16 protein-coding genes are annotated in these 22,534 nt (G+C 73.3%); 6 read left to right on the top strand and 10 right to left on the bottom strand.

Annotated elements, in window-relative coordinates; translation table 11 throughout:
- Positions 1 to 353: 353 nt before the first annotated feature.
- Positions 354 to 662: a chorismate mutase gene (locus QFZ64_RS21100; protein ID WP_307068002.1), complete on the top strand. Its 309-nt coding sequence runs from the start codon at positions 354 to 356 to the stop codon at positions 660 to 662.
- A gap of 483 nt (positions 663 to 1,145) precedes the next feature.
- On the top strand, positions 1,146 to 2,258 hold the full coding sequence (locus tag QFZ64_RS21095; protein ID WP_307068001.1) for an LAETG motif-containing sortase-dependent surface protein: 1,113 nt from the start codon (positions 1,146 to 1,148) through the stop codon (positions 2,256 to 2,258).
- Between the two features lie 175 nt (positions 2,259 to 2,433).
- Here the strand turns inward: QFZ64_RS21095 and QFZ64_RS21090 are convergent, their stop codons facing one another.
- From QFZ64_RS21090 to QFZ64_RS21070, 5 genes are all read right to left on the bottom strand, one after another.
- Positions 2,434 to 4,227, bottom strand: a complete 1,794-nt coding sequence (locus QFZ64_RS21090) for a GMC oxidoreductase (RefSeq protein WP_307071793.1) — start codon at positions 4,225 to 4,227, stop codon at positions 2,434 to 2,436.
- A 163-nt stretch (positions 4,228 to 4,390) separates the two neighbouring features.
- A complete protein-coding gene (locus tag QFZ64_RS21085) occupies positions 4,391 to 6,064 on the bottom strand; it encodes a succinic semialdehyde dehydrogenase (RefSeq protein WP_307067997.1) in 1,674 nt (557 codons plus the stop codon).
- Positions 6,065 to 6,196: 132 nt separating this feature from the next.
- Complete coding sequence (locus tag QFZ64_RS21080; protein ID WP_307067996.1) at positions 6,197 to 7,009, bottom strand: RimK family alpha-L-glutamate ligase; 813 nt, start codon at positions 7,007 to 7,009, stop codon at positions 6,197 to 6,199.
- A gap of 15 nt (positions 7,010 to 7,024) precedes the next feature.
- Entirely contained in the window at positions 7,025 to 7,966 is a 942-nt protein-coding gene (locus QFZ64_RS21075; protein ID WP_307067994.1) for a RimK family alpha-L-glutamate ligase, read from the bottom strand.
- 228 nt (positions 7,967 to 8,194) lie between these two features.
- A complete protein-coding gene (locus QFZ64_RS21070) occupies positions 8,195 to 8,746 on the bottom strand; it encodes an ATP-binding protein (RefSeq protein WP_307067991.1) in 552 nt (183 codons plus the stop codon).
- 232 nt (positions 8,747 to 8,978) lie between these two features.
- On the opposite strand from QFZ64_RS21070, the gene QFZ64_RS21065 reads away from it, so the two are divergent.
- The 4 genes from QFZ64_RS21065 (at position 8,979) to QFZ64_RS21050 (ending at position 10,652) form a co-directional block, all read left to right on the top strand.
- Positions 8,979 to 9,830, top strand: a complete 852-nt coding sequence (locus QFZ64_RS21065) for a helix-turn-helix transcriptional regulator (protein ID WP_307071792.1) — start codon at positions 8,979 to 8,981, stop codon at positions 9,828 to 9,830.
- A 10-nt stretch (positions 9,831 to 9,840) separates the two neighbouring features.
- Positions 9,841 to 10,026, top strand: a complete 186-nt coding sequence (locus QFZ64_RS21060; RefSeq protein ID WP_307067989.1) for a DUF397 domain-containing protein — start codon at positions 9,841 to 9,843, stop codon at positions 10,024 to 10,026.
- Between the two features lie 81 nt (positions 10,027 to 10,107).
- Positions 10,108 to 10,410, top strand: coding sequence for a hypothetical protein (locus QFZ64_RS21055; protein WP_307067987.1), 303 nt, complete (start codon positions 10,108 to 10,110; stop codon positions 10,408 to 10,410).
- On the top strand, positions 10,410 to 10,652 hold the full coding sequence (locus QFZ64_RS21050) for a hypothetical protein (RefSeq protein ID WP_307067984.1): 243 nt from the start codon (positions 10,410 to 10,412) through the stop codon (positions 10,650 to 10,652). The genes QFZ64_RS21055 and QFZ64_RS21050 overlap by 1 nt, the downstream gene beginning before the upstream one ends.
- 214 nt (positions 10,653 to 10,866) lie before the next feature.
- On the opposite strand, the gene QFZ64_RS21045 is transcribed toward QFZ64_RS21050, so the two are convergent.
- The 5 genes from QFZ64_RS21045 to QFZ64_RS21025 all read right to left on the bottom strand — a co-directional run bounded on the left by QFZ64_RS21045 (position 10,867) and on the right by QFZ64_RS21025 (position 22,470).
- Positions 10,867 to 12,720 (bottom strand): serine/threonine-protein kinase, encoded by a 1,854-nt coding sequence (locus QFZ64_RS21045; protein WP_307067982.1) that lies wholly within the window; start codon positions 12,718 to 12,720, stop codon positions 10,867 to 10,869.
- Positions 12,721 to 12,773: 53 nt separating this feature from the next.
- The gene (locus QFZ64_RS21040) at positions 12,774 to 14,519 is read right to left on the bottom strand and encodes a serine/threonine-protein kinase (protein ID WP_307067980.1); all 1,746 of its coding nucleotides are present in this window, start codon (positions 14,517 to 14,519) and stop codon (positions 12,774 to 12,776) included.
- Positions 14,520 to 14,688: 169 nt separating this feature from the next.
- A complete protein-coding gene (locus tag QFZ64_RS21035; protein ID WP_307067978.1) occupies positions 14,689 to 16,611 on the bottom strand; it encodes a serine/threonine-protein kinase in 1,923 nt (640 codons plus the stop codon).
- Between the two features lie 253 nt (positions 16,612 to 16,864).
- Positions 16,865 to 19,990, bottom strand: a complete 3,126-nt coding sequence (locus QFZ64_RS21030) for a protein kinase (RefSeq protein WP_307071791.1) — start codon at positions 19,988 to 19,990, stop codon at positions 16,865 to 16,867.
- A gap of 221 nt (positions 19,991 to 20,211) precedes the next feature.
- Complete coding sequence (locus QFZ64_RS21025; RefSeq protein WP_307067976.1) at positions 20,212 to 22,470, bottom strand: serine/threonine-protein kinase; 2,259 nt, start codon at positions 22,468 to 22,470, stop codon at positions 20,212 to 20,214.
- Positions 22,471 to 22,534 lie beyond the last annotated feature (64 nt).

The raw sequence follows: 22,534 nt of genomic DNA, 5'->3' as shown, positions 1-22,534 counted from the left end.
CGACGGTTCGGCCGACGGTGGCCGACGGTTCCGCCCCGGGAACGGATCTCGTCACCCCGGGCCCGGGGCCGTCCGGCCGAGCGACGCCTCGGCCCGTGACCGTCTCATCATGCGAACCCCGGGCTGGACGTCCCTCTCCCGCACGGCATACTGGCCCCATGCTCACCACGCACCCGGCCTTCCTCTTTACCTATGGCAACCGGCCCACCGGCTGCCACGGTCGTGCTGCTTGAGCAACTGACAAGCGACCTCCCAGGCGCCCCGGGCCACACAGGCCCGGGGCGCTCGGCGTGTACGGGACCTGTCGCCCGGGGCCGTCGAGAGCCACATCCGACCCCGACAAGGAGCCCCCGATGACCGCGACCCACCCCGAGACCGCGACCGCGACCCCCGAGAAGACCGGTGCCCGCACCCCCGAGGCCGCCGACCTCATCACCGGCGCCCGCGACCGTATCGACGCCCTCGACGACCGCATCCTCGGTCTCGTCCAGGAACGCATGGCCGTCTCCGCCGTCATCCAGGACGCCCGCATCGCCTCGGGCGGCCGCCGGGTGAACCTCTCCCGCGAGATGGAGATCCTCGGCCGCTACAGCGACGCCCTCGGCAAGCCCGGCACCTCCCTCGCCATGACGCTGCTCGAGCTGTGCCGCGGCCGCGCCTGACGTCCCCTCCGCACGGTGCGTGACCCACGCCACAGCCCGTCGTTGGTAGGGGTGTCCGTGCCAGCCAGGGGCGGGCCCGAAGAAACCACGCGTGGCTGCGCTGGGGCGATGAGGCGTACGGGATTCACGCCGAACGTCGTGGGACCTCGCCCCAGGGTTGTGACCGGACGGCAGGGGACAGCAGCCCGGTCACCCAAGAGACGGTCGGCCCCGGGGACGCCCGGGGCCGGCCGGCGGTGAACAGGCCCTGCCGACGGCGCTCCCTCTTCCCGCCGTCCCCTCCCTCTTCCCGCCGTCACCTGAGGTCGGGATCCCCGCACTGTGAGCCACCTCACATAAAGATGCTGTGAAGGCGGGGACAACCTTCACCGGCCGCGGACGGTCACATTCGTGGAATCAAGGGCCACGTCCGCGCCCCCACTCGCGGAGGCCTCCGCCGTTCGTACCGCCACGGGGGTGGTACGCCCGATTTCTCGAGGTCTCATGAAGCTTCGCCGTGCTCTGGCCACCGCCGCCGCGACGGCTGCCATAGCCCCGCTGTCCCTGATGGCGGCGGGCATCGCCGTCGCCGACGGCGCTCCGGCCGCCGGCACCGGGTCGGAGACGACCCAGCCCGCGTCGGACACCGCGCCGTCCGACGGCACCACGACCGGCACGACCCCCACCTCGGGCACCGACTCCGACGGCTCCGACGACACGACCACCACCGGCGACGACACCGCGTCCTCGGCCGACACCGGCTCCACGGCCGACGGTACCGATGACGCCGACGGGACCGACACGACCGGCAAGCAGCCGAGCGGCACGGTCTCGCCCTCCGCCACCGTCCCGGGCGGCGACCCGACGGTGAAGGACCCGACCGACGAGCCGAGCGACTGCCCGGTCGACGACAACGGTGACGACATCGACTCCGCGCTGACCCTCGGCGTCTCCGGGCTGCCCGGAAAGATCGTCGCGGGCAGCGGCTGGCACCCGTTCACGCTGACCGCCGCCAACCACAGCGACCAGTCGCTCGGCACCGTGCAGTGGTTCGTGCTCGTCGACAACGACTCGCTGAGCACGGACGAGAAGAACCGGCTGAGCAACTACACACGCGTCCAGTACCTGGACCCGAAGACCAAGAAGTGGACGTCGTTGGCGGACGTCGTCGGCAACGGGATCTCCTTCGGCGAGACCGACCTCGGTGCCAAGAAGACCGTCGACATCAAGCTTCGCCTCGACATCACCGCCGAGGCCCCGGCCGGCGCCGGCTTCACCGTGGGCCTGGGCGGCTACCTGGACGAGAAGTTGAACTGCGTCCACAGCAGCTACGGCTACTACGAGTTCACGGTGCTGAAGCCGGGCAGCAGCAACGAGGACCCGGGCCAGGCCACGCCGGTCGACAAGGGTGACAAGAACGGCAAGGGCGACAAGCCGGCCGGCGGCAAGACGCCGCAGGGCGGCGCCGCGGAGATCCCGGTCACCGGCAGCCTCGCCGAGACCGGCTCCAGCTCGATGCTGCCGACCATCGGACTCGTCGGCGGTGTGGCCGTCGTCGCCGGTGCCGGCGCGGTGTTCGCGGTACGTCGCCGCAGGAGCGGCAGCACGGCGGTCTGACCCACGCCCGGCCCCGCCGAAAGCCGACGGGGCGATGGGACCGATGGGACCGATGGGCCGGACTTGCCCATGGGGCCGACGGCGCGCGGGCGCCGCCGAGGACAGAGACGAAGGACCTGAGCCAGGAGGGGGGCACAGGTCCTTCTCTCTGTCCTATGTGGTCCGCCTCTCTGCCCTATCTGGTGCGCGGCGGCACCGTCGGCATCCCCAGGAACGGCAGCCTCAGCGCGCCGAACGCCTCCGCCGGGACCGCCGGGTGCCGCGGCCGGACCGGGTCGAGGCGCGCGTACCGCGCCCCCGGAGCCGGACGAGGGTCGGCCTCACCCTTGTTGGGCCAGTACGCCATCGCACGCTCGGCCTGCGCCGTGATCGTGAGCGACGGGTTGACGCCGAGGTTCGCGGAGACGGCCGAACCGTCCACCACCGAGATGCCGGGATGGCCGTGGAGCCGGTGGTACGGGTCGATCACGCCGGTGTCGGCCGAGTCGCCGATGGGGCAGCCGCCGAGGAAGTGTGCGGTGAGCGGGGTCCCCATGAGCTCGCCGACGTTGCTGCCGGGAAAGCCGTTGATCTCCTCGGCGAGGGCGGTCGCCGCCTCGGAGGCCGCCTTGATCTGCTTGGGGTTGGGGGCACCGTGCCCCTGACGTGCCGTCAGCAGCCCCTTGCCCGCGCCCTTCGGCTTCAGGTACGTCGTCAGGGAGTTGTCCAGGGACTGCATGACCAGCCCGATGATGGTCCGCTCCGACCAGCGCCGGTTGGACAGCGAGCGCGCCGCCAGCAGGGGGTGGCGGGCCGCGTTCGCCAGCCAGGCCAGCGCGCGGGACCCGCCCTCCGCGTACGGCACCTGGAGGATGGACAGGCCGCCCATGGAGTTGGAGCCCTTCCCGTAGCGCACCGGTTCGATGTGGGTGCTGGCGTCCGGGTGGACGGACGACGTGATGGCGACCCCGCGCGTGAAGTCGGCCCGGGGCGCGCCGTGCGCCTTGCGGTAGCGGCGGTCGTCGGTCTGGGCGCCGACCAGCGCCTCGGAGTTGGTGCGGGTCAGCTCGCCCAGCCGCCGCGAGAGGTACGGCAGTTGACCGCCGGCCTTCATGCGGTGCAGCAGGGTCTGGGTGCCGTACGTGCCGGCGGCGAGGACGACCCGGCGGGCGGTAAAGAGGCGTCCGGCGCCCTTGCGGCGGTCGTCGGTGGGGAGGGTGGCGACGGCGTAGCCGCCGCGCGAGTCGTCCGTCACCGAGACGACCGTGGTCATGGCGTGCACGACCGCGCCCGCCTTCTCGGCGAGGTGGAGGTAGTTCTCGTTGAGGGTGTTCTTGGCGCCGTGCCGGCAGCCGGTCATGCACTCGCCGCACTCGGTGCAGGCCCGCCGGGTGGGCCCGGCCCCGCCGAAGTAGGGGTCGGGCACCTCCGTGCCGGGGGCGGCCACGGCCTCACCGGTGGCGTCCTCGCCGTCGCCGAAGAACACGCCGACCGGCGCCAGATGGAAGGTGTCGCCGACGCCCATCCGCTCGGCCGCCGCCTTGAGATGCGTGTCGGACGGGGTCATCGTCGGGTTCAGCCGCACGCCGAGCATGCGCCGGGCCTGGTCGTAGTACGGCCGGAGCTCCTCCTCCCAGTCCGTGATGTCCCGCCACTGGGGGTCGTCGAAGAAGGCCTTGGGCGGTACGTAGAGGGTGTTGGCGTAGTTGAGCGAGCCGCCGCCGACGCCCGCGCCGGCCAGCACCATGACGTTGCCGAGCAGATGGATGCGCTGGATGCCGTACATGCCGAGTCGCGGCGCCCAGATGTAGTTCTTCAGGTCCCAGGAGTTCTTCGGCAGGGTCTCCCGGGTGAAGCGGCGGCCGGCCTCCAGGACGCCGACGCGGTAGCCCTTCTCGGACAGCCGCAGGGCGGTCACGGAACCGCCGAAACCGGAGCCGACGACGAGGACGTCGTAGTCGTACGCGTGGACGTCCGCGTGCCCGCGCACGTCCGCGTTCTCGACCGGTTCCTCCCGTTCTTCCGGTGTCTTCCGGGCAGAGGTCTCCTGTGACACTGTGCTCTCCTCGTCGAGAACGGCGACGGAACGGGGATGGAACGGGGACGGGGGCCGAAGGAGCCGGGGAGGGCGGGAACCGGTGTGCGGTCCCGCCTCAGCGCATGCGCAGCGCCTTCATCAGCCGCAGGCTCCGGCTCATGAACGCCGCGTACTTCTCGTCGTCCATGCCCAGCGAAGGAGCCATCGGCAGCAGGCGCTGCTGGGCGACGGTCTGGACCTCGGTGTACTTGAGGATGCCCTCGGAGCCGTGGCGGCGGCCGAGCCCGGAGTCCTTCATGCCGCCCATCGGTGACTGGACACTGCCGTAGGCGGAGGCGTAGCCCTCGTTGATGTTGACGGTGCCGGTGCGCAGCCGGGCGGCGACCGCGCGGCCGCGCCGGGCGTCCTTCGTCCAGACCGACGCGTTGAGCCCGTACGACGTGGCGTTGGCGCGCTCCACCGCCTCGTCGTCGGTCGCGAAGCGGTAGACGGACACGACAGGGCCGAAGGTCTCCTCGCCGCAGACGGACATGGGGGTCTCGACGCCGTCGAGGATCGTCGGCTCGTAGAAGTACGGGCCGATGTCCGGGCGCGGCACGCCACCGGCGAGGACCCGGGCGCCCTTGGCGACGGCGTCCTCCACGTGCCGGGTGACGGTTTCGAGCTGGCGTTCGCCGACGAGCGAGCCCATGTCGGCGCCGTACGCGAGGGAGGTGCCGAGCCGCATGGCCTTCGTGCGGGCGGTGAACCGTTCCAGGAAGGCGTCGGCGACGGCCTCGTGGACGTACAGCCGTTCGATGGAGATGCAGAGCTGTCCGGCGGAGGAGAAGCAGGCGCGGACGGCGCCCGCGGCGGCCTTCTCCACGTCGGCGTCCTCCAGCACCAGCATGGCGTTCTTGCCGCCGAGTTCGAGCGAGACGCCGACCAGCCGGGCGGCGGCGCCCTGGGCGACCTCGCGGCCGGTGCGGGTGGAGCCGGTGAAGGAGACGTAGTCGGCGTACCGGACGACCTCGGGTCCGACGACCGGGCCCTCGCCGAGCACGACCTGGAAGACCCCGGCGGGCAGTCCCGCCTCGATCAGCAGGTCACGGGCCCACAGCGCGGTCAGGCAGGTCTCGGTGTCGGGCTTCATGACGACGGCGTTGCCGGCCGTGAAGGCGGGGAGCGCGTCGCCGACGGACAGTTCCAGCGGGTAGTTCCAGGGGGCGATCTGGCCGACGACGCCGCGCGGGTGGCGCAGTTCGGTGACCTTCGTCAGGGTCGGTACGGCGCCGGTGTGGCGCTTGGGCCGCAGGTACGCGCGCGCCCGGCGGCCGTAGTGGCGGGCGGCGACGGCGACGGCCTGCACCTCCTCGTGGGCGTGCAGCCGGGCCTTGCCGGTCTCGAGCTGGACGAGGTCGAGGACTTCGCCCTGGCGTTCGAGGAGCAGGTCGTGGAAGCGGAGCAGCACGGCGGCACGCTCCCGTACCGGCACCTGGGCCCAGACGGTCTGCGCGGCGCGGGCCTCCTCGAACGCCCTACGTACGTCCTCGGGGGTCGACTCGGGCAGGTCGGCGAGCTTGTCGCCGGTGAACGGGGTGTGGCTCGCGGTGCGGCCGGAGCCGACGACGCCCTTGGTCAGCCGGGCGACCAGCTCCGGCGTCACCACGTCGGCGGCCGTGCGCACGCCGTCGGGCGCGGGAGAGACGGGGTTGGTGCCGGCCGCCGCGTCCGGGTCGGACGGGGTGGACCGGGTGGCCGTGCGGGTTGCCGTGCGGGGGGTCGGCGAGGTCGCCTGGGCGTCGGTCATGAGCCGCAGGGTATGCCCGGTCGCGGCGTTTTGGTACCCGTCGGTAACGATGATTCGCCGTGCTTTCGGCGCCTTCACCGAGTACACACATCGCGCCAGTGATCGCTGGCAGCGAATGCGCTGATCAGGGCCTTACCTGCGCGGTGAAGTCCCCTTGCCGCCCGCCCGGGACAGGGCGAGTGCCGCCAGCGCCTCCGGGGCGCCGGCCTGCCCCCGGACGCCGGGGAAGGCGTTGATGTCCACGATGAGCGGGGTCCCGTCGCCGGTGTCGAGGATGTCGACGCCGTAGACGTCCAGCGCGAAGAGCTCGCCGACGCGGCGGACGAGACCGGCCCACCCCGGCGGCAGCCCGCCCTCGGGGAGCGGCCGGCTGGGGCCCTGCCCCTCGGGCGACAGTTCGGACCGGCGCAGCGCGGCGAAGACGTGGTCGCCGACGACCCACAGCTTGTGGTCGTCACCGCTGCTCGGCGCGAAGTCCTGCACCACGACCGGCTCCCGGGGCGCGGACGCCGCGAGTTCCCGCAGCCGTGCGGCGCTGTCGACCAGGGCCACCAGGTCGTGTCTGCGGCTGTGGCGGCTCTTGACCACCACGGGCCCGGCCGGGGGCGGGCCGGCGGCCAGGTCGGCGAGGGTCGGGAAGGTGCGGGTGGGCGCGAACGGCAGCCCGGCCCGCAGCGCGAGGTCCGCCATGGCCGTACGGTCCTGGCAGAGCGCGGTCGCCGCGGCCGTGTTGACGACGGGGGCGCCGTGCCGCTCCAGTGCGGCGGCGAGTTCCAGCGCGCGCGGCGTGCGGGCCTTGAGCAGGTGGACGTCGGCGAGCGGCCCGGTGGGCGCGGTGGCCGTCTCGGGGTCCAGGTGCACCACCTGGTGCCCCGGGGTGAGCAGCGCGGTGGTCGCGGCGAGCAGCGGATGCCCGGGAGTGGACGTGATCAGGCCGATGCGCACGGGGTCCCCGGGCGCTCAGATGTGTTCGCGCGCGGCGGCGGGGACCTGCGCGGAGCGGGGGCGGGGCATCGGCGGCGGCTCGACGGGCGGGTCGGGCCACTCGGACGGGTGTGCGAAGGATCGTTCCGCTGCATCGGCGGCCCGACTTCCGGTACGGGCCAGTTCGAGCACCGCGCGGGCCACCCGCGCGGTCGCGTCCGGGACCCGGCGGAAGCTGGGGAAGTCGTTGATGTCGACGATCACGGGACCGTCGGGGCCGAGCAGGACGTCGACGCCGTACAGGTCCAGTCCGTAGACCGCCCCCGCCCGGGCGACCACCGCGGCGACCTCCGCGGGCAGCGGCACCCCGCGTTCGCGTACCGCGTGGTCCGGGTGGAGCGGCGAGCGGCGCTCGGTGGCGTACAGCTCGCCGCCGACGGCGTACACCTTGAGGTCCATGCCCGAGTTGGGGACGTAGGGCTGGGCGATGAGCATGCTCTCGCCCGCCAGCACGGGGACCAGTTCGGCCAGCCGGGCGGGCGACGGGACCAGATGCACCGCACGCCCCGAGCTGCCGTCGGCGGGCTTGACGACGAGCGGGTACTCCGACTCCGGTATCTCCGCCAGCAGTTCGGGCCGGGCCGCCGCGTAGGTCGGCGGGAGCGGCAGCCCGTGGCTGCGCCCGAGGGCCGCGGCGAGCGCCTTGTCCCGCACGCCCCGTATCGACCGGGCGTCGTTGACGGTCGTCATGCCGAGCGAGGCGGCGGCCTCCAGCAGGGTGAGCCCGGGGCCGCCGGAGACGGTCTTGAGGACCCAGGCGTCATGGGTGCCGGCCCACAGGTCCCCGGACACCCGCAGCAGGGAACTGCCGGGCAGCACCACGTCCACCTGGTGCCCCCAGGAGGTCAGTTGCCGGATCACCTCGACCGGCATCCCGTCGCGGCGGTATTGCTCCTCCACCAGGAAGCAGAGCCTCATCGACCTTCCCCAAACCCCCCGGACGTCCGCCGTTCCAGCACGGCATCCTGTGACGTCATGTGACGCCACAGGATGCCACGAACCGCCCGCGGCGATTCCACCGGCGCCGGACAGGCTTCCCGTCCGCGCCGGGGCGGCCACACGGCCGCGACGATCCGTCTCCTCAACTCGCTCGATCTGCAAAGGTGCTGGACTCGGCAGCGGGAGCGAAGGGAGGTCCTCCCCCGATCACGCAGCGTGTCGTTTCCTCCACGACAGCGCCGCCCCGGCCGCGTCCCCGGCGCTTCGTCCCCTCACCAGGTGGCCACTCCCGTCACGGTGACGGGCGGCCCGATCTCGCACCACAGCAGCTTCCCACCACACCCGAAAAAGGCCGTCGCCGAGCGGATAACCGCCCCACGCCTCGGCGTAGTGACGGACGAGGAGCAGCCCGCGCCCACCGTGCGCCTCCGGCGGAACGTGGCGCGGAAGCCCCGGGCGCCGGTCGAACGGGGGCGGGATGTACGGGTTGGAGTCCCAGACACTGACCCGGACCCGGCGGCCGTTCTCCGGCCCGCGCAGCCGGAGGAAGGCGGGACCGTCGGAGTGCCGGTAGGCGTTGGTGACCAGCTCGGACGTCAACAGCTCGGCGTTATCGATGAGTTGGCCCATGCCGTGCCCGGCGAGCACGGCCCGCAGAGTGACACGCGCGATGCGCACGGCGCGGGCGTCGCGGGGCAGGTGGAGCGCGTATGCCCAACTCGGGGACACTTCGCTCCTCGGCGGCGCTACGGTGACCATGAACGACTCCTGCGGTAGGTGAACTTGGCCCACTTATCGGCCCGTCCGGGCGGTGGCAGCGCCGCGCACGCATGTAGGGCGCGGTGCGCTTCCGGCTTACCGGGGGCGGGTGAGCGTCTTGGGTTTCACCGTAGAGCGGGCAGTAGAATGGTTGCTACCAAATCGACGCATCCATGCGACGTTCCATCCAGGTGGGTGACTCTGCGCAAGGTTGATCGAGGAACGGAAAACCATGCCGCCACGGCAGACACCTACGGCACGACAGATCCGTCTCGGCGTCGAGCTACGCAAGCTGCGAGAACGAGCGGGCCTGACCGCACGCGAGGCCGGCGAGATGATCGGCGCCAATCAGGCACGCATCAGCAACATCGAGACAGGCCGCTTCGGCCTCAGTGAGCAGCGCATTCGCACTCTCGCCCACAATTACGACTGCACCGACGAGTCCCTTGTCGATGCTCTCGTGGCCATGGCGACCCATCGGGAACGCGGCTGGTGGGAGGAGTACCGGGACGTGCTCCCGCCGCGCTTCCTGGACCTCGCGGAGATGGAACATCACGCCACCGCCCTACGCGTGGCGCAGGTCATCAACATTCCCGGGCTGCTCCAGACGCCGGAGCACGCCCGCACCCTCTTCCGGCAGGTGGTCCCGGCACTACGGCCGCACGAGGTCGAGTACCGCATCTCCCACCGCATCAAGCGCCAGGCAGTTCTGTACCGCGAGCAGCCTCACCAGTACACGGCGATCATCCATGAGGCGGCCCTGCGCATGCGCTTCGGTGGCAGTGAGGTGGCTCGCGCCCAGTTGGACCATCTCATCGAGATGAGTGAGCGACCGTACGTCTCCCTCCGGGTGATCCCCTTCGGCGGCACGACATTCCCGACCGTCGGACACGGGCTGGATTATGCCTACGGCCCGGTTCCCGAACTCGACACGGCACAACTCGACGCGGCCCACGGCAGCGAACTCATCCATTCCGTCGCACAGTTGTCCAAGTACCGTCTCATCCTGGACCGTATGGAGCAGGCCACGCTGGAACCCGACGCTTCCCGTGACCTCATCCGGCGCATCACCCAAGACACCTGAAAGTGAACCCGTGACCGAACTCGACTGGCAGAAGTCCACGTACAGCGAGGAGGCATCCTCCTGCGTCTACCTCGCCGCCTCCCCCACCGGCACCGTTCTCCTCCGCGAGAGCGACGAACCGGACGCCGTCCTCACCACCGGCGCGACACAGCTCGCCGCCCTGATATCCACTCTCCGCTCCCCGCGCCCCGCATAATCCAGCGGCATAGTCACCCGTACGGCTGAACCGAACCGGAAGATCGCTCCCCACCGCACGCGATCTTCTACGTTCCGTCACATGGTCAGCTCACCGCACGAGGCGATGCACCGGATCTTCAGGGAGGACCCGGAGCTGTTCGCCCGGGCCCTCCCCCGGGCCGGCATCCCCTTCCCCGAACCCACCGCGATCCAGCCCCTGGACACCGATCTCACCGAGATCAAGCCGCTGGACCGCCGCGTGGACACCCTCTTCCGCTTCGACACCGCGGACAGCGGAAGCTATCCCTGGCCGACGTCCGCGGCGAGACCGCGCAGGACTGGGCGGAGTACACCGAGATCGGCCTGGGAGACACCCCGGCCCGCGCACTCTGGAGGAACTTGATGGCCACCTGGACCAGCCGCTTCCCCGGCAGCGGCACCCTCATCGAGGAAACCCGCATCGACACCCGTATCAAGGACCGTGTCGAAGCCATCCTCCGCATCCTCGACGTACGCGGCATCGACATCCCCGACACCGACCGCGAACGCATCGCCGCCTGCGCCGACCTGGACACCCTGGACACCTGGTTCGACCGCGCGGTCACGGCCGGCACCAGCGAGGAACTGTTCGTCGACGGTCGGTGACCTGCTCCGGCCCCACCGGCGAAGGCGCGCTCGCCCCGGCCGTGCCCACGGCCTGATCCGCTCCCAGGGGCACGGCCGACGCCGTCGTACCAGTACTCGTCGTCCGGGTACTGCCGCGAGGAGACGACCAGGACCTCGGCTCCTCTTCGTCGTCGGCCGCCCCGGCCACGCCGGTCAGTGACGCGAGCCCCAGTGCGGCAACCGCGCACCCGGATCAGGGCTTGTCGATGCCCAGGTTGGCCAGGGTCGTGCGGGCGACCTCGCGGCCCCTGGCCGTGAAGTCGCCCTTGCCCGGGTAGCTGATCGAGACCTCGTACATGTCTCCCGCCGAGGTCCTGTAGTAGAAGAGCCGTTCCTCGCGGGGTACGGGGTCGGTGCTGTCCGTGGTGGTGTAGGTGAGCGTGTTCCCGGCCGCCGGACTGCCGTGGAAGGTCGCCTTGCCGTCGGGGGCCGTATGCGGGTTGGCGGGCATGTCGCGGGTGTAGTCGCCGCTCGCCCTGAAGTCGTCGTTCTCCGCGTACATCTCCGCCGCGGCGGAGGACTTGATCTCGTGGCCGGTGTCCTGGGACTTGCGGGCCACATGCAACAAGAGGGTGATCGCACCGCTCGGGTCGCTGTACGCCACCCAGTTCTTGTCGGACTCGTCGGCGTCCGGCCTGCTCGCGCGGTACGCCGCCGGGGCCGGCAGCGTCGCGCCGAGGTCGGTGAGGTGATGCTTGCTCCAGCCGTCCGGGAGGGAGCCGGCGAACGGGTCCGCGACGACCAGGTACGTGGCCACCGCCGCCGCGACGAGGGTCGCGCCCAGCGCGCCGAGACCGATCCGCCGCGCCCTGCGGCCGATGCGGACACCTCCGCCGTCGGCGACGGACGGCACGGTCACCACCTGGGTGGGCGCCTGGAGTGGCGGCGGGGCCACCGCCTGTTCCAGCAGGGCGCGGACCCGGGGCTCGTCCGGGCGGTGCGCCGGATCCTTCTGCAGCAGGGCATTGATCAGCTCCGCCAGCGGCCCCCGCGCCGCGGCCGGCGGGGCGGGCGTGGCGTTGAGGACCGCCTGGAGCGTCGCAGGCGTGTTGCTGCGGCGGAACGGGGAGACGCCCTCCGTCGCCGCGTACAGCAGGACGCCCAGCGACCACAGGTCGGCGGCGGGGCCCGGGCGCCGGCCCAGCACCCGCTCCGGCGCGATGTACTCGGGCGAGCCGACGAACCCGCCGGTGTCCGTCAGCCTCGTCTCGCCCTCGGTCTGGGCGATGCCGAAGTCGGTGAGCACCACCCGGTCGTGGCGGCCGAGCAGCACATTGTCCGGCTTCACGTCGCGGTGCAGCACGCCCGCCGCGTGCGCGGCCCGCAGCGCGCCCAGCACCTCCAGGGCGATGCGGGCCGCCTCGCGCGTGTCGAGGGTGCCCTCCTGGAGGGCGTCGCCCAGGCTGCGGCCGTGGACCAGCTCCATCACGATCCAGGGCCTGCCGTCCTCCACCGCCACGTCGTGCACGGTCACCACCGCCGGGTGGTCGAGGCGGGCGGCGGCGCGGGCCTCGCGGCGCATGCGTTCGAAGGCGGTGGCGCGGTCCTGTTCGGTGAGGTGGTCGGGGACACGCGGCTCCTTCACCGCGACCTCCCGGTCCACCGTCTCGTCCTCGGCCCGCCACACCGTGCCCATGCCGCCGTGGCCGAGCCGGGAGAGGAGGCGGTAACGGCCGGCGACGAGACGCCCCGCGCCGGGGTCGGCCTGCGGTTGCGGGGCGGGAACGGCGGGGGTCGCGGATGCGGGCGGCTGCGAGGCGCCGGGACCACCGGGCTGCGCCGGCACCGGCGCGGGGTGCCCGGCCGCCGTCGCCCGGTGCGAATCAGGGTGGGGGTGCAGCGGGGGGTGGGGGTGGGCCCGCGGCTGCCCGGCCGAGCTGGGCTGCGGGGTCCGTTCCGGCTGCGGGGTCCGTTCCGGCTGCGGAGCCCTCTCCGGCTGCGGGGCCGCGTAGGGGTTGCCCGGGTGCGGCATCTGCGCCCGCGGCGGCTGCAGCGCGTAGCTCGTCGGTTCGTCCGGCCCCTGCGGGGCTCCCCCGTTGTCGTTCATGTCCCATGCTTAGCGCGCGAGCGGGGGCGGGCACCACACCCGGTCGGAACCGGTCACCCACCTGTGACCTCGCCCGCCGTGAAGGTGTCCACCGCGACGTCGAAGTACTCCTTGGCCTCCCGCGCCCTCCCGACCGGCGCCGACACCCACACGTCGTACATCCGGCCGCCCTCGTCCCAGCACTGGTCGTAGGTGTGCCGGGGGCCCTCGGCCCCTGTGTCGAAGCCGTTCCAGGTGAACTCCCACAGTGCCGCCGGGTGCCCGTCGTGCACGGTGCGCGTGACACGGCCGCCGCGGTAGCCGGGGTTGGTGGACGGGCCCTCGGCGTGCGCCCCGCGCATCACCGCGAGCGGGCCGCCCGGGTCGGGGTCGGCGACCTTGATGCCGATGCGGAAACGCATCCCCGACGACATGTAGAACACACGCTCGCCCTGTGGCCGGCGCGTGAAGCCGTCCGGTACGGCGAGCGAGAAGCCGTCCGGGTCGCGCACGGTCCGGTAGCCGGAAGGGGCACGGTGCCCGGCGGCCGGGGAGGCGGTCGGGCCGTTGGCCGGGGCGGACGCCGAGGTGGCGGTGCCCCTGGGCGCCTGCGTGGGGGTCGCCCCGGACGCCGTCGCGGACGTCGGCCGCGTCGCGGTCACCGAGGCCGCCGGCCCCGGAGGGCCGGGTTCCCCGCCCCCGTCGCCGTCCCCGTGCACCAGCAGTGCCGCCGCCGTGACGCCCGCGCCCGCCAAGGCGGCGACCAGCGCCGCCGCCAGCATCAGGCTCCGGGTCGAGTACCGCGAGTACCGGCCGGGCCGTCCCGGGGCGGCAAAAGGCGGGCCCGACGGCACCGACGGCGTGCCGTCGGGCGCGTGCGGCACGTTCCGTTGTGTCGGGGTGTACGTGGGCGTGCGCGTCAGATACGAGCCGAGCGGTGAGCGCCCCCTCGCCCCACGCGCCGGGTGCCCCGTCCCGCGCGGCGCCCGCCCCGTCTCGTACACCTCCCGCAGCAGCCGCTCCGCCTCGGCCGCGTCCATGCGCCGCTCGGGGTCGCGGTCGAGCAGTCCCCGTACGACGGGCAGCAGCGGGCCCACCCCCGCCGGTGGCCGGATCTCGTCGAGCACGACGGCGTGCAGCACCTCGCCCAGGGAGTCCCGGCGGAACGGCGACTCGCCGCTCAGCGCCGCGCACAGCAGCGCGCCGAGCGACCACAGATCGGACTCCGGCCCCGTCCGGGCCCCGGACATCCGTTCGGGCGCGGTGTACTCGGGCGACCCGACGAAGGAGCCCGTCTCGGTCAGCGTCGTCGCTCCCGCGACCTGCGCGATGCCGAAGTCCGTGAGGACGACCCGGTCGGTTCCGCTCTCCAGCAGCACATTGGCGGGTTTCAGATCGCGGTGCAGCACCCCGGCCTCGTGCGCCCGGCGCAGCGCGCCGAGCAGGTCGACGCCGATGCGCGCGGCCTCGCGCACCTCGAGCGGGCCGTCCGCCGCGATGCGCTCGGCCAGCGATCCGCCGTCGATCAGTTCCATGACGATGTACGGGCGTTCGTCGTCCTCCACGACGTCATGGACGACGATGATGTGCGGATGGTGCAACTGCGCGACCGCGCGCGCCTCCCGCAGCGTACGGTCGCGCCGGGCGCGGGCCTCCTCCGCGGAGAGCGAGCCGTCGAAGGGGAGTTCCTTGACCGCCACGTCGCGGCCGAGCAGTTGGTCGGTGGCGCGCCAGACGACGCCCATTCCGCCGCGCCCGAGCCTGTCCCGAAGCCGGTAACGGCCCGCGATCACACGGACGTTCTCCCCCTCGGACCCCATGCGCCCCATCATGCCGCACCCCACCGCCGCCGCCCCGGGCGACGGGACGGGGCTGGCCGACAAGTGACCTACCCGGGCAGGGGCGTGCGGCAGCACGAACGGTGGACTTCAGGGGCGCACGACGGCCCCTGCCGGCCGCCCCTCCGCTCGGCGGCCGGCCGCCCTCCTGTCAGCCCTTCGCCGGTGGACGCCACCCGCGCAGCACCGTGTCGAACTGCTTCCGCGCGGTGTCCCAGTCGGCTGCGGGCGAGGAGAAGTAGATCGCGTACTCGACTCCGTCCCGGCTGATGTACGACTGTTCGATGGCCCGTCGCTCACCGGGGAACGGTCCGTCCTTGGGGACCGCGGTCCAGGTGAAGTCCCACAACGCGCCCTGGCAGTCGCGGTAGATGTTGGAGTTGAGACTGACCCGCCGATAGTCGGCCAGCCGCTTCAACTGCTGTTCCAGGTCCGCGAGATGGCCGTAAGCGGTGTCGAAGTCCGGGGAGTCGTCGACGGCGATGCGCAGGAAGTGCCTGCCCCCGTCGGGCGTGTAGTCGATCTGACTGCCCGTCACCTTGCGCTTCCAGCCCTGCGGGACGACGACGCTGAACCCGAGCGGGTCGTCGACGCGCTGCCAGCCCTCGGGGACCGCCCCGGACGCCTCGTCGGCGCCGGACGGGGACGAGGAGACGGTGGCCGCATCGGTCGGGGAGGTGTCGTTCCTGCGGCCGTCCGGGCCGCCGTTCCCCAACTGGTTCCAGGCCAGCGCGCCACCGCCACCGACGAGGACGGCGAACGCCAGGACGAGCGCGACCGTAGGGCCGCGACGGCGCGGTCGGCCCGCGGCGCCCGCGGACGCCGGATGCGGCTGGTGGGTCGTGGCGCCGAAGGGGGGCGTGGCCGGGTGGCCGGGGGCGCTCGGCCACCCGCCGGGCGCGCCGGATATGTGCGTGCCGACAGTGGCGCGTCCGGGCACCGGCGTGGCCGCGTACCCGTCCACGGCCGGGTGGCCCGCGGCCGGACCGCCGGAGGCGTCGGTGACGGCCGTGGCCGCCGTGGTGGCGTGGACGACGGTGGGCGCGTGCGTGGCCGCCGCCCCCTCCGGACCGCCGCCCGACCCCGTCCCCGCGGCCCGCTGCCGGTCGGTCTCCCCGGCCGTCCGCTGCCGGTCCGTCCCGGCGCCGCCGTCCGGCCGGTCACCGTCCGCGGCGCTCCCACCGGCCGTCCCTGCGGCCGGTCCCCCCGCCAGATCGACGTGCCGTGTCGGGACGTACGCCTGCGCCGTGCGCGGGCGGCGGCCCTCCGCCGCCTCGGCGAGCATCTGTTCGGCCTCGGCCGCACTCGGCCTCGCCGCCGGGTCCTTGCGCAGGAACGCCTCGATCACCGGACCGAGCGCGGGTCCCGCGTACCGCGGCTGGGAGGGCTCCTCGTCCACGACCGCCTGCATGGTGGTCAGCGGCGAGGTGCGCCGGAACGGCGAGCGGCCCTCCACCGCCGTGTACAGCGTGGCGCCGAGCGCCCACAGGTCGGAGGCGGGACCGGGGTCCTGGCCACGCACGCGCTCGGGGGCCAGGTAGTCGACCGAGCCGACGATCTCCCCGGTGCGGGTGATGGTCGTGTCGCCCTCCACCTGGGCGATGCCGAAGTCGGTCAGCAGCACCCGCCCGTCGGTGGCGAGCAGGACGTTGCCGGGCTTGACGTCACGGTGCACGACGCCCGCGGCGTGCGCGGCGCCCAGGGCGCGCAGCACCCACAACCCGATCCGCGCGGCCTCCGCCGGCTCCAGCCGCTCCCGGTCCCGGACGGCATCGGCGAGCGAGCCGCCCTCGACCAGTTCCATGACGATCCACGGCCGGTTGTCGTGCTCCAGCACGTCGTGCACCGTGACGACGGCCGAGTGGTTGATCCGCGCGGCCGCCCGCGCCTCGGTCTGGGTTCGCGCCAGCAGTACCGCACGGTCACTGTCGGTGACGTAGAGCGCGGCCGTCAGTTCCTTGATGGCGACCGACCGGTGGAGCACCTCGTCCCGGGCACGCCATACGCGGCCCATGCCCCCGCTGCCGATCGGGTCGACGAGCCGGTAGCGGCCCGCGAGAAGCAGGCCCTGCATCTGATTCACGTTTCCCCGCAATGGTCTTGACACAACCAGCGTAAGGATCCGCCCCCATGCTGGGAACCAGGGGGGTGGTACGGAAACGACACTGTGACGCTTGGGATTTGGGGATCTGGTGTGACGTCAGAGGCGCGAGTGACGACATAACACCCGATCACCCGCCATGCGCCCGGGAGCCTCGTCGCCTCCGGGCCGTTTCCGTCACTTCCGGTTCGGGCCCGTCCGCTCCGGGCTCCGGGCCACGCGCTCGTCAGCCGGTGGGCCGGTACGTCTGTCCGGCCTGTTCGTAGAGGCGGGTGACCTCGTCGCGCTCGGCCTCCGGGCCGCGTACCTGGACCACGTGATAGCGGTTGCCGATCAGCAGCACGAGATTGCGCACGTACAGCTCCTTGCCGCCGTCCGTCCAGGTGAACTGGCCCTCCGCCATGGTCCGTCCGCCCACGTCGACCCGGCGCATGCCGGTGGACGTCGCCCAGGTCGAGTCCCGGAACGGCTGCGTCTCCGGCTCCTTCTCCCGCTGGTACGTCAGCAGGTCGGTGCCGTACTTGCTCGTGCTGTCCCGGCCCGGTACGACGATCAGCTCGAACTCGCCGTGGGAGTACACGACCTGGCCGCTGCCGTTCCTGCCCGACCGGTCCCAGCCGTTGGCGACGGCGACCTGGAAGCCCTCGCTGTCCTTGCGCAGGGTGAAGCCCTGGGCCACGCCGGAGCCGCCGTCGCTCCGGGCCTGCGAGTCGTCGTCGGCGGACCCCGGGGTGCTCTTCCCCGCGTCGGGGGACGCGGAGCCGCCGCCCTTCTCCTTCGCCCTCTGTGAGGGTGCGGGAGCGGAGCCGGCCCCGTCGGTGGCTCCCGTACGAGCGGCGCCCGCGCCGTCGTCGCGCGCCTCGCCCTTCGGCAGGAACACCATGGCGTACGCCACCGCCGCGGCCATCGCCAGCAGTATCAGCACGAGCAGGGTCCGCCCGAGCCGGCGGGGGCGGCCTGCCCGGGCGCCCCGGTGGCGGGCCCGGGTGGCGACGGGCAGCCCGGCCCTGCGGCGCCGGACGAGTTCGCCGCGTCGCCGCACGATGGGCAGCCGCCGGGTGTCGACCGGGGGCGCGGACACGACGTGCGCGCCGGCCTCCGGCTCGGGCGCCGAGCGTACGAGCGAGCGCAGCCAGCCGCGCAGCTCCTCGAAATCGGGGCGCTCGGTGGGGTCCTGACGCAGCAGTGACTCCACGACCGGCCGCAGCGGCCCGCACTCCTCGGCGAAGGCGGGCGGTTCCGCGCACACGAGCTGCACCAGTTCGGCGGTGTTCTCCTCGGGGTACGGGGCGTGGCCCTGGACCGAGCGGAACAGCAGCGCGCCGAGCGCCCACAGGTCGGTGGCGGGGCCGATGGGTGCGGCGAGCTGCCAGTTCTCGTGCACGGGGCCGGCCTGCTCGGGCGCCCAGCGCTCGGTGACGGGCCCGACCAGCGCCATCCGCGCCTGCCGGGCGCGCTCCGCCTCCAGCGCGCTGCCGGGCCCCCGCTGGGGAACTCGCCCGGGCACACTCCGCCCCCAGGGCGCGGCGGACGCCTCCTGAACAGCGGGGACGCCGTACTGGTCCGCTCCCCGGGTGCCGCCGTGGGCGCGTGGCGCGTGGGTGGCCGCACCGGGGGCCGCCGGGCCCTCCACGCCGGTTCCGTAGGGCGACCGTCCGTCCGGGGTGCCGTACCCGCCTGTGCCTCCCCGGGCCGCCGGAACACCAGGAACACCGGGCACACCGGGCACGCCGGGCACGCCGGGCATGTGAGCGTCGGGAAGGCCGGGAACGCGCGGAACGGCCGGGCCGGACGGCTCACCCGTGCGGACGGGGCCGCCACCCGGGATCGCCCGGCCTCCGGGCATTCCCGGACCGCCCGGGATCGCCGGACCGCCATGGGTTCCCGGACCGCCATGAGTTCCCGGACCGCCATGGGTTCCCGGACCGCCATGAGTTCCCGGACCGCCATGAGTTCCCGGACCGCCATGAGTTCCCGGACCGCTGCGGACCTGCGGCCCTCCCGCGCCGTACGCGCCGGGCCCGCCCAGGACGCCGTACGGGTCGGCGATCCGGCCGGGTACCGATCCGGGCGCCTGTTCCACCCCGTACGCGGGATCCTGCCCCGGCGCCCCCGCCGTTCCCGCGCCCTCCGGACCGCCATGAGCGCCTGGCGTACCGTCCCCGGGCGTCGGACGGCCGGGCGGAAGACTGTTCGCCGGGCGCGGCGCGGGGAGCGCCGCCCGGCTGTTGCGCTCCTCCTCCTGCACGCGCGCGGCGGCCCGCGCACCCGCCCGGTAGGCGGCGATCGCACCCGCCCGTGCCGCCCGCACGTCGTCCCCGGTCTCCAGCGCCCGGGGGCCGGGGGCCGGTGCGCCCCCGGAGCCGCCCTGCGGTGTCACCGCGCCGTTGGACCGGGCTTCGAGCGCCGCGCGGCGCGCCTCCTCGGCGTCCGCCGCGCTCATGCCGCCGGCCATCGCCCCGAGGGCACCCCCGGCCGGTGCGCTGACCATCCCTCCGGCGGCCCCCACGGTGCCGCGCGCCCCGGGGCGTGCGGCGGGGTCGCCGGGGCCACCGGGCCCGCCGTGACCGGCGCGGCGGGCTCCCGAGACGGCCCGCCAGGCGTTCGGCGCGCCCGGCACCTGCGCGGGGGCCGACGGTGTCCCCGGCCCGACGGCGGGCCCCCGGAAGGTGTCCGGCACGGCACCGGGCGCGCCGGCGTCCCCCTCCGCCGCGCCGTCGGGGCCGGGCTCGGCGTCCGGCGGCGGCACGGGGTTGTAGCCGCTCAGTGCCTCCTCCGCGGCGCCGACCGCGAGGCCGGTGAGCATCACCCGGCCGTCGTCGCAGACCAGCACCGTCCGCGCGGTGATGTTGCGGTGCACCCAGCCGTGCGCGTGCAGTACCCGCAGGGCCATCAGGACGTCGGAGGCGATCTCGGCCGCGCGGTAGGGCGTCAGGGGCTGCTCGGTGAGGAGCGCGGCCAGCGGCCGCGCGGGCACCAGCTCGCTGACGACCCACAGCGAACCGCCCTCGGCGAACACGTCGAAGACCTGGTCGAGACGGGGGTGGTCGGGGATCCGCGCGGCGGCCTGCGCCGCCTCGATCGCGCGCCGCACCGCCGGATCGGCGGGCCTGCGCGTGGCCCCCCGACCGCCGTGACCGCGCGTCCCGGCGTCACGTGCCACGAAGCCGTCCGGCAGGCCGTCCGCGTCGAGCACCTCCGCCTCGACGACCTCCGGCAGCGGCACCTGCCGGATGAGGACTTCCTGCCCGCTGTAGGTGTCGAAGGCGCGCCCGTCCGCGAACTCGTCCTCGGCGGCCGGCAGCGGCAGGCGGTAACGGTCGGCGAGGACCCGTCCCGCGTACTCGTCCACGATGCCTCCCCCGGCCGTCCGGCTGGTCAATTCCGTTCGCCTTGCGCCCCGTTGTGGATGCGTACGGTTCGCAACGACTCACGATACGTGCCGTAGGCAACCCGCATGGAGGGATATGACATCTCGCCGCCGCAGAACCGTACGGAACGTAACGCCGACCCGGTCGTCCTGTCACCCCTCGTGACGACAGATGACGACTCGGGCGGCGACATGACGTCATGTCACGACTTGGGCTCGAACGTGTTGTTCAGGGTCTTCCAGGTGTCCTTGCGCAGGTCGCTCTTCCACTCGGCCGACTTCGCCGAGTACATCAGCGCGTAGCCCTGATGGTCGTTGACGACGAAGCCCCGGTCGATCACCCGGTACATCGTCCCGTCGTCGGAGTAGGTGAACTCCCAGTCGGCCGCGTTCCAGCCGCGGTAGCCCACCTGCTCTATTCGGATGCGGTGGTACTGCGCGCGGGTCATGTAGCGCTCCTGGTTCTTCCAGTCCGCCACCGGGTCGTTCTTCGGGGTGGAGGTCCAGGCGATCAGCAGCCGCTGCCCGTCGGGGCCGGTGAAACGTGCCCCGGCCGAGTCGGTCTTCGTGTATTTCCACCCCTTGGGCAGCCCGATGGAAAAGCCCTGCGCGCTCTTGTACGTGGTCGCCCTGGCGCCGTCGCCGGAGGATCCGGACGACCCCGAGGAACCGTTCGACGACGAGTCCGAGGAACCGGAGGAGGACCCGTCCCCCTCGTCACTGTCATCCGTGTCCCCGGAGCCGTTCCCGGATCCGTCCGTCCGCGCCCCTCCGCCGTTCTTCTTGCTGTCGTCGCTGCCGGAGCCGCTGCCCTTGCCGCCGCTGCCGCTGTTGCTGCCGCTCTTGCCGGAGCCGCCGCTGCTCGCCGTCCGGGACGGGTCCGCCTTGCTGTCGGTGCCCTTGTCGCCCTTGCCGTCGTCACCCAGCGTCAGCGCGAACACCGTGCCGAGCACGGCGAGCACCACGACCACGGCGGCGACCACCAGCGCCCGCTTCGGCACCACATCGGTGAGCGGCGCCCGGGGCGGCGACGCGGGCCGCCGCGGCCGGTCCGGCTCCGGCACCACGGGCCAACCCGAACCGGTTTTCGCCGTACCGGAGTTCGACGCGACAACCGCGGTCTTCTCCGACGCCGCTCCCGCAGAGGCAGCGGAAGAAGACGAGGCCGAGGACGGAACCGAGGAAGAGGCCGAGGCCGAGGAGGGCGAAGAGCCGGAAGAAGAGGCCGAGGAAGGGGAGGACGACGGAGAGGAGGACGAGGCAGCGGCCGGTGTCCCGGAGGTGCCCGCGGCATCCGACGTCACCGCCGCCCCCGCGGCGGCCGATGCTCCGGCGGCTGCCCTGCCGGCCCCCGTGGTGCCCGGTTCCTTCTCCGTGACGGGCGTGGCCGCGCTCTTGGCGGGCGCCTCCGCACCGCCCCGCTTGGAGCGGGCGGTCACCGAAGCGGTCGCGGCACCCGCGGCCTTGCGCACGGAACGCAGCGCCCCGCGCAGCTTGTCGCCCGCCTCCTCGCCCCGCCTGCCGGTGGTGCCCGCACCTTCCTCGGGCACCGGCGGCAGCGCGACCACCCGGGTGGCGTCCACCGGTTCCGGACCGGAGTCCTTGGGATCGGCGGCGTTGATCACCTCGTTGAGCATCGCCCGGGCACCCGCGTCGTCCAGCCGCTGCTCGGGGTCCTTGGCGAGCAGCCCGAAGATGACGCCGCGCAGCGGGCCCGCGTTCTTGGGTTCCTCGACAGGTTCCGTCATGACCGCGGTCAGGGTGGCGATCGCCGAGCCCTTGTCGTACGGCGGTACGCCCTCCACCGACGCGTAGATCAGCCCGCCGAGCGACCACAGGTCGGCCGCCGGCCCCGGCTTGTGCCCGCGCGCCCGCTCCGGGGAGATGTAGGAGGGGGCACCGACGAGCATGCCGGTCGAGGTGATGGACGGGTCGCCCTCGACCTGGGCGATACCGAAGTCGGTCAGCACCACTCGGCCGTCGTCGCTGATCAGCACGTTGGACGGCTTCACGTCACGGTGCAGGATGCCCTCGCTGTGCGCGGCCCTCAGCACGTCCAGGACGGCGAGCCCCACCTCGGCGGCGCGCCTGGGCTCGAGCACGCCGTCCTCGCGGATGGCCTCGGCCAGGGACTTGCCCTCGATCAACTCCATGACGATCCAGGGCCGGTCGTCCTCCTGCACGACGTCGAAGACCGTCACCGCACCCGTGTTGCGGATCCGCGCGATCGCCTTCGCCTCGCGCAGCGTGCGCGTGATCAGCCGGCGTTTCTCCTCCTCGTCGATGCTCGACGGGAACCGCAGCTCCTTGACGGCGACCGTGCGGCCGAGGGTTTCGTCCTCGGCCCGCCACACCGTGCCCATGCCGCCGCGGCCGAGGACCCCTCCCAGCCGGTACCGCCCGGCGAGGAGACGTCCGCTCTTGTCCTGACGGGATGACCCCGCCCGCTCCGCCTCCGACATGCGTCCCCTCATGCAACCCGCCCTGACAGAGCCTTCATTGTCCCTCACCCACGGACCGTCCCAC

Source organism: Streptomyces sp. B3I8, assembly GCF_030816915.1.
GTDB lineage: Bacteria > Actinomycetota > Actinomycetes > Streptomycetales > Streptomycetaceae > Streptomyces.
Note: the sequence above shows the minus strand (reverse complement) of the source record. Positions and strands in the feature narration are given on the sequence as shown.